This is a genomic window from Micromonospora sp. S4605, assembly GCF_003176715.1.
GTDB lineage: Bacteria > Actinomycetota > Actinomycetes > Mycobacteriales > Micromonosporaceae > Micromonospora > Micromonospora echinaurantiaca.
This window is the reverse complement of the sequence record NZ_QGSW01000322.1, coordinates 1-6,775: the sequence shown is the minus strand read 5'-3', so window position 1 is coordinate 6,775 and position 6,775 is coordinate 1. Positions and strand designations below refer to the sequence as shown.

General features: G+C 76.4%; 8 protein-coding genes. 4 read left to right on the top strand and 4 right to left on the bottom strand.

Annotated features, from left to right (window positions below; all coding sequences use genetic code 11):
* Together DLJ47_RS28470 and DLJ47_RS28460 are read left to right on the top strand one after the other, a co-directional pair.
* On the top strand, positions 1 to 1,488 hold a 1,488-nt coding region (locus DLJ47_RS28470; RefSeq protein ID WP_146228214.1), incomplete at its 5' end, for an outer membrane protein assembly factor BamB family protein.
* A 121-nt stretch (positions 1,489 to 1,609) separates the two neighbouring features.
* Positions 1,610 to 1,876, top strand: a complete 267-nt coding sequence (locus DLJ47_RS28460; protein ID WP_109904525.1) for a hypothetical protein — start codon at positions 1,610 to 1,612, stop codon at positions 1,874 to 1,876.
* 166 nt (positions 1,877 to 2,042) lie between these two features.
* Here the strand turns inward: DLJ47_RS28460 and DLJ47_RS28455 are convergent, their stop codons facing one another.
* A complete protein-coding gene (locus DLJ47_RS28455; RefSeq protein ID WP_088992348.1) occupies positions 2,043 to 2,609 on the bottom strand; it encodes a hypothetical protein in 567 nt (188 codons plus the stop codon).
* A 111-nt stretch (positions 2,610 to 2,720) separates the two neighbouring features.
* On the opposite strand from DLJ47_RS28455, the gene DLJ47_RS28450 reads away from it, so the two are divergent.
* Both DLJ47_RS28450 and DLJ47_RS28445 read left to right on the top strand, forming a co-directional pair.
* Complete coding sequence (locus DLJ47_RS28450; protein ID WP_109904523.1) at positions 2,721 to 3,944, top strand: GNAT family N-acetyltransferase; 1,224 nt, start codon at positions 2,721 to 2,723, stop codon at positions 3,942 to 3,944.
* Positions 3,945 to 3,968: 24 nt separating this feature from the next.
* Entirely contained in the window at positions 3,969 to 4,325 is a 357-nt protein-coding gene (locus tag DLJ47_RS28445) for a hypothetical protein (protein ID WP_109904521.1), read from the top strand.
* A gap of 85 nt (positions 4,326 to 4,410) precedes the next feature.
* On the opposite strand, the gene DLJ47_RS28440 is transcribed toward DLJ47_RS28445, so the two are convergent.
* From DLJ47_RS28440 to DLJ47_RS35465, 3 genes are all read right to left on the bottom strand, one after another.
* A complete protein-coding gene (locus DLJ47_RS28440; protein WP_109904519.1) occupies positions 4,411 to 4,881 on the bottom strand; it encodes a ribose-5-phosphate isomerase in 471 nt (156 codons plus the stop codon).
* Positions 4,882 to 4,952: 71 nt separating this feature from the next.
* Positions 4,953 to 6,152: a DUF1015 family protein gene (locus DLJ47_RS28435; protein WP_109904517.1), complete on the bottom strand. Its 1,200-nt coding sequence runs from the start codon at positions 6,150 to 6,152 to the stop codon at positions 4,953 to 4,955.
* Positions 6,153 to 6,237: 85 nt separating this feature from the next.
* Positions 6,238 to 6,666 carry a hypothetical protein gene (locus tag DLJ47_RS35465; protein WP_146228213.1) on the bottom strand — a complete coding sequence of 143 codons (429 nt, stop codon included), beginning with the start codon at positions 6,664 to 6,666 and terminating at the stop codon, positions 6,238 to 6,240.
* Between the last annotated feature and the right edge of the window lie 109 nt (positions 6,667 to 6,775).

The following is a 6,775-nucleotide window of genomic DNA, read 5'->3' as shown; positions in this document are numbered from 1 at the left end:
CTCCCCGAGCCGCGACCACCGGCCGGCGGGCCGCCCGGCGCGCCCCCGGCCGGTCCGGCGGCGCCGCCGCTGGGCTGGCCCGGCGTACCCGTCTCCGGCGCGCCGGTGTCGCCACCGCCCGGCGGACCGGGCGTCTTCCGGCGCCGGGCGCTGTGGATCACGCTCGGTGCCGTGCTGGCGCTGGCCGGCGTCTCCGTCGCGGCGGTGCTGTACCTGACCCGGGACCGCTATCCGGCCCTGGAGTGGCAGAACCCGGTCGCCGAGGTGGAGCGGATCGCCGCCGGGCAGGAGCGCCCGACGGACATGTTCACAGCGGTCCTCGGCGACCACGGTTACCTCGCCCACCCCCTGCCGGACGGCCGGCTGGAGGTGGTCGCGATCGACACCCGCACCGGCGGGCAGCGGTGGCGCCGGCAGGTCGGGTCATCCACCCAGCGGTGGGAGCGGATCGTCGCGCTGCCGGGGGCGGTGGCGGTCTTCGCCGACGCCAACTCCTCCGACACCCCGCGGGACCTGATCGTTCTCGACGGTGCGTCCGGCGACCGGCGGTGGGACGAGCCGATCCGGGGCGACGACGACGTGCTCTTCGCCGAGAACGTCGCGGTGCTGGTCGACCGGACCCTGGACCGGCTGGTCGGGCTGCGACTGGACGACGGGGCCGAGGCCTGGACCCTGCCCAACCCGCGCGACGAGTACGGCGGCGCCCGCACCAGCGTCTACCGGGTCACCACCGACGAGGCGCTGGGCGGACCGGCGTACCCCAACGGCGCCCCGCGCGACCCGTGGCGGGGCGACGCCCGCCGGATCGTGCAGGTCGGCGCGGATCGCTCGGTACGGCTGATCGACACCGACACCAAAACCGTGATCCGCACCCGCGCCGGGGCGGCCGACCTCGACGACCTGGTGATGGCGCACGGCGACCGGCTCTACGTGGCCGACGACGAGTCGCGTTACCAGTTGCTGGCGTACGACCTGACCAGTGACGCGAAGCCGGAGCTGCTCTACACCGCCGGCGACGGACGGCGGCCGGAGGCGCTGGTGCCCTGCGGCGAACGGCGGGTCTGCCTGCTCGAGGTGGCCGGTGGCGACGCGAAGACCACCGAGGTGGTGGCGGTCACCGAGGAGCGCGCGGAGCGCTGGCCGGCGCCGGAGGCGACAGTGCTGGTGCCGCTCGGCGAGCACGTGCTGGCCCGGCGTACCTCGCCGGAGTCGGCCAGCACGCTGTTCGGGCCGGACGGCCGCGCGGTGCTCAAGGACCGGGACGGGGTGGCGGTCCGGATCGACGCGGGCAACCTGCTGGTCTTCGCCGACCGGCTCAGCTCGGTCGAGGACGACCGCAGCGTCGCCGGGGTGCCGGTGAGCTCGGGCACGGTGGTCGAGCTGGGGCAGCTCAAGGACGTCCGGAGCGACACCTGCTCGTGGAACACCACCGTGGTGGTCTGCGGCGCGGACAAGGACTACGTGCTCTACCGGTTCGCCGAGCAGTAGCCCCAGCCCGCCGAACGCGCCCGGTCGCCCGCCACCCGCGCCACCCGCGCCGGCCGCGCCGGCCGCGCCGGCCGCGCCGGCCGCCCGTTTTGCGGTGGGACGCCCCGGGTAGGGCATCGGCATGGACACGAACACGAAGGCGCACCTGGTCGGTGGGCCGCGCGACGGCAGCACCCACGACGCCGGCGACAGCGCGCTGCTGGAGCTGGAGATCGACGGGATGGTCCACCGCTACGTGCGGACCACGAAGCGGCACGGCGAGAACGGCACTGTCTACAACTACGACGGCATGGTGGCCCCGGGCGGCGGCGAGCCGGGCGTCGAGGACCCGGCCGCCCGGGTCGCCTCGCCCCGTGCCGACGCCGAGGGGCACGGCGGCTCCCACTGAGCCATCGATCAGCGACACGGTCGGCGCGCCCGGCCACGGATGATCCGCGGCCGGCCGGGTAAGCAGCGGCCGTCCTGGTGGAGAGACGACCTCGGTCGCGGCACCCGCGACCGGACGCCCCGGGCGGGCGGCGGCAGGCCGACCCGTCCGGGGCGTACCGGGGACATCAGTTGTTGGTGATCCAGTTCCAGGCCGACACGACCCACTCGGTCTGCTGCAGGTAGGCGATGCCGAGGCCGGCCAGGAAGACAGCGGTCACCAGGTGCGCGCCGCGGGCGCTGCGGCGTACCCGGCCCAGCTGGCGCTCCAGCACCACCCGGCCGAGCAGCCGGGCGAGCGTGAAGAGCCCGGCCGCCACCAGCAGGCTCAGCACGAAGATCAGGAACGGGCCGGTCAGGTCGCCGCCGCCGGAGATCGCCCAGATGCCCCAGCAGACGAAGGCGAAGAGCACGCCGGCCGCGCTCCACTCGCCGCCGCGCCGCAACTGCGCCATGTGCCAGCTCATCGGCCGCCGCGGTGACGGCCCGCCCGGCCAACCGGTGCCGGTCGGCTCCTCGACGACCGGGAACGGCTCGGTGCGCGGCGTCCGCGGCCGGCCGACCGACGCCACCCCCGGCCGAAACGCGTCGCGCTGCGAGGGCACCCCGACGCCGGGCTGCGGCGGCACCGCGGCACCCGGCTGCGGCGGCACCTCGACGGTCCGCTCCGCCCACGGCTGCGTCTGGTCTGCCATCTCGTCCCCTCCCCTGGACCGGCGGCGGCCTACCGGTCGCCGTCCCGGTTTCGAGGGTAGCCAGCCGGCAAATCGGTCGCCGACGGCGCACCGGTCGGTTAGACACGAGCGGTGACGAACTCCCCGCTACCGGCCCGCACCGAGGACTTCGACGAGTTGTCCCGGATGCTCGGTGAGCTGTTCCACAGCGGGTTCGACGCCGAGACGCACGAGATCGAACGCGGCCTCTTCGAGCCGGAGCGGGCGCTGCTGATCCGCGACGGCACCGAACCGGTGGCCAGCGCCGCCGCCTTCACCCGCCGGCTGACCGTGCCGGGCGGCACCGTGCCGGCCGCCCACGTCAGCATGGTCGGGGTGGTGCCGACCCACCGCCGCCGCGGCCTGCTCACCTCGCTGATGCGCCACCAGCTGCGGCAGCTCGCCGACGCCGGCCGGGAACCGGTGGCTGTGCTCTGGGCCACCGAGGGGCGGATCTACCCCCGGTTCGGCTACGGGCTGGCCGCGCAGCGGCTCTCCCTGGAGTGCGCCACCGGTGAGCTGCGGCTGCCCCGGCCGGCGCCCGAGGCGGGCCGGTTGCGCCTGGACCGCCCGGCTGCGCGCCAGGCCGAGCTGGCCCGGGTGTACGACCGGGTGCGCCCCGACCGGCCGGGCTGGTCGAGCCGGAACGCCGCCTGGTGGCGGTACGTGCTCGGCGACCCGGCGGCCCAGCGCGGGGGCGCCACCGAGCGGCGGGTGGTGCTGCACGAGGGCCCCGACGGGGTCGACGGGTACGGGCTGTTCCGCACCCGGGCCGAGTGGGACCGCTCCGGGCCCCGCGGGCACACCCTCGTCGACGAGGTGGTGGCCACCACTCCCGACGCGTACGCGGCGCTGTGGCGGATGCTGCTCTCCATCGACCTGACCCGGCAGTTGACCTTCCGGGCGGCGGCGGTGGACGAGCCGCTGCTGCGGCTGGTGGACGAGCCGCGTCGGCTCGGCGCCCAGCTCGTCGACGCGCTCTGGCTGCGGGTGGTCGACGTGCCGGCCGCGCTCGCCGCCCGCCGGTACGCCACCGGGGTGGACCTGGTGATCGAGGTCACCGACGAGCTGCTGCCGGCGAACACCGGCCGGTGGCGGCTGACCGGCGGCCCGGAGGGTGCGGAGTGCGTACCGACCGACCAGCCGGCGGCGCTGGCCTGTGACGTGCGCTGCCTCGGCGAGCTCTACCTCGGCGGGGCCGGACTGGGGGCGCTGGCCGCCGCGGGCCGGGTCCACGAGCTGCGCCCCGGCGCCCTGGCCGCCGCCGGGCCGGCGTTCGGCTGGCACCGCGCCCCGGCCGGCATGGAGGTGTTCTGACCCACGAGCCGGTACGGTCGGCTGATGGGGGACGCGGAACGGCGGCGACTCGGCGACGCGGAACGACGCCGGCGCCGGCTCAGGCACCAGCCGGGCGGCGAGGCGACCGGGGCCGCCGACGGCCCGAGCGCGACCACCGCCGGGGTGCACGACGGCGGCGACCCGCCGCGCGGGCGGCGGGGCGGCCCGCCCGAGGACCGCGAGGGTGAGCGCGGGCTGCGCGGCCTGGTCGGTTCCGGCTCGTCCCAGGTGAGCGTCACCGCCGCGATGCGGGCCCGGGACGCCGCCCGGCCGAGCGAGGCGGACCTGGCCGAGGCCGAGGAGCGCGTGGTGATCGTGCGCCGCAACTGGGTGCCCCGGGAGGACCTGCCCCGCCGCTGAAACCGGCGGATCCCCGCACCGGCGGGACTGGGCGGTGCGGTGGCGGGGCCGCGTCCCGGGGCCGACAGCGGTCCGGCCGGCGGCGTCAGGCCGGCAGGGCGGGCAGGGTGCGGGTGCGCTCGTACTCGGCCATCTGGGCGATGCGCCGGGCGTGCCGCTCGTTGCCGGAGAACGGGGTGGCGAGGAACGCCTCGACGATGGCGGTCGCGTCGGCCAGGGTGTGCTGCCGGGCGCCGACGGCGACGATGTTCGCGTCGTTGTGCTCGCGGGCCAGCTGCGCGGTCTCGATGTTCCAGGCGAGCGCGGCCCGGACCCCGGCGACCTTGTTGGCGGCGATCTGCTCGCCGTTGCCGGAGCCGCCGATCACCACGCCGAGGCTGCCCGCGTCGGCCACCACCCGGTCACCGGTGTGCAGGCAGAACGCCGGGTAGTCGTCGTCCGGGTCGAAGGCGTGCGGGCCGACGTCGACCACGTCGTAGCCCTGCGTGGCCAGGTGGTTGGCCAGGTGCACCTTCAACTCGAAACCGGCGTGGTCGGATCCCAGGTAGACGCGCATACCGCGCAGTCTGTCAGGCCGCCGCCCCCGGACGCCGCGCGGGCGGCGGCCGGGGGCGGATTCGTCACAGCTCAGCCGGCCAGCTCGGCGGCCACCAGGCCGCCGCGCGCCTTCGGGGTGAACCAGGTGCTCTTGCGCGGCATCTTCTCCCGGGCCAGGTTCACCGCCACGAAGTCGTCAACGGTCACCGGGGCGATCAGCACGGCCAGCTCGGCCCGGCCGGCGTCGACCTCGCCGGTGAGCCAGCTCGCCGGGTAGTCGCCGCCGACGTAGGTGATCCGCTTGTCGCCCGGGTCCAGCCCGAGCGCGTCGCGCAGCAGCAGCCGCTCGACCAGGGCGTGGTCGAGGTTCTCCAGCCGGCCGTCGCCGGCGTGCGGCAGGGTCACCGCGTACCCCTGGCCGGGGAGCCGGAGGTGTACGGTGCCGCCGGCCGCCGGGACCTCGACCGGGCCGTCGATCGGGGTGACCCGCGCGCCGGCGGCGCGCAGCCGGTCGAGCAGCTCGTCCGGCGTGGTGGTCAGCTCGCTGACCAGCCGGTTGTAGGGCTGGATGGCCACCGACGCGGGCGTGGTGACCACCGCCAGGAAGCGCGGCAGCCCGCCGGTCTGGGCGGCCAGGCTGCGGTGGTTGCCGTCGGCGACGACCAGTTCGCCGCCGCCGGCCAGCGCGGTCAGCTCGTCCTGCTCCGGCCCCGGGCCGACCAGCCAGATGGCGTGCGTGCGCCCGGCCTGGTCGGTGTCGGTGGCGGCCGGCGCCCCGGCCGTCTCGGTCGCCGCCGCGAGCGCGGCGTGCAGCTCGTCGCCCCGCCCGGTCTGCAGCAGCAGTACGGGCGAGAGCAGGTGACCCAACGCCTCGGCCAGTGCCACCCGCTCGCGCACCTTGGCGATGAAGACGTCCTCGTTGCGGATCACCAGACCGGGCTCGTCGGCCCGGGTGGAGATCTGGTCGGTGTCCACCATCGCGAAGAGCCCGTACGCCGGCTCCTCCCCCGGTGCGCTGATCCGGTAGAGCACCACGACCTGCTCGGCCGGGGTGTAGCTGCCGTCCGCCTTGGCCTCGGCGAGCCGGGCGACCGCATCCGGCAGCGCGTCGAGGAAGGACTTCCCGACGCTCTCCGGCGCCCGGTGCGGCATCTCGATGCCGAGGGCACTGTGCGGGTTCGCCTCGATGATCGCGGTGATCTCCGCGTCGTCGGCGAACTCGTCGTAGTTCTGCGCGCCGGTGCCGCCAGTGGTGATCCAGGCCCGGGCGATCGGATGCACGACCGTCATGACCGCTGACGCTACCCGGGGCGGGCCGGCCCGCGACCGCGGACCCGCACGGCGTCCACCAGATGAAAGAGCGCCGGGTCCCAGCTCAGTCGGTGCGGTCCGGCGAACCCGCCGGGCGGCGGTGCCGGCCGGCGGGGATCGGCCGGCGGTGGGTGGTGGAGGCAGCGTGCGGACCCCGGCGACCGCCCACCGGGCCGGCCGGATCCGCCGCACCGATCGGCGCACCCTGCGGCGCGGGCACCGCCGGCCGGGGCGCGGGCATGGCCGGCGCAGGCCGGGTGGCCACCACCGGCGCGGGCCGGTCGGCGGCGGGCGGGGTCAGCCGGGAGGTGGCCGGCACCCGGGCCACGCCGACCACGATCGGCGGGGCGAGCAGGTCCACCACGTCCGGGGGAAGGTCGGGCCGGAGCGCCGGCCAGCGGGAGTCGTCGACCGACCAGTACGCCGCGTCGGGGCTGTCGGCCACCTCCTCACCGCTCGGGGAATCGTCAACGGACGCACGGTGCTTGGCCATCGGGATGCCTCCACGAGCTGCGGGGTGCGGCCCTGCGGGTCGCTGCGGCGGACATGGAGGCCAACGAGCCCCGCACCACCCCGGTGACGCTCCCGGCCAGCCCCAGCCC

Coding starts and splice junctions, on each gene's coding strand:
- DLJ47_RS28460 (WP_109904525.1), top strand. CDS start 1,610: ATGGACACGAACACGAAGGCGCACCTGGTCGGTGGGCCGCGCGACGGC.
- DLJ47_RS28455 (WP_088992348.1), bottom strand. CDS start 2,609: ATGGCAGACCAGACGCAGCCGTGGGCGGAGCGGACCGTCGAGGTGCCG.
- DLJ47_RS28445 (WP_109904521.1), top strand. CDS start 3,969: ATGGGGGACGCGGAACGGCGGCGACTCGGCGACGCGGAACGACGCCGG.
- DLJ47_RS28440 (WP_109904519.1), bottom strand. CDS start 4,881: ATGCGCGTCTACCTGGGATCCGACCACGCCGGTTTCGAGTTGAAGGTG.
- DLJ47_RS28435 (WP_109904517.1), bottom strand. CDS start 6,152: ATGACGGTCGTGCATCCGATCGCCCGGGCCTGGATCACCACTGGCGGC.
- DLJ47_RS35465 (WP_146228213.1), bottom strand. CDS start 6,666: ATGGCCAAGCACCGTGCGTCCGTTGACGATTCCCCGAGCGGTGAGGAG.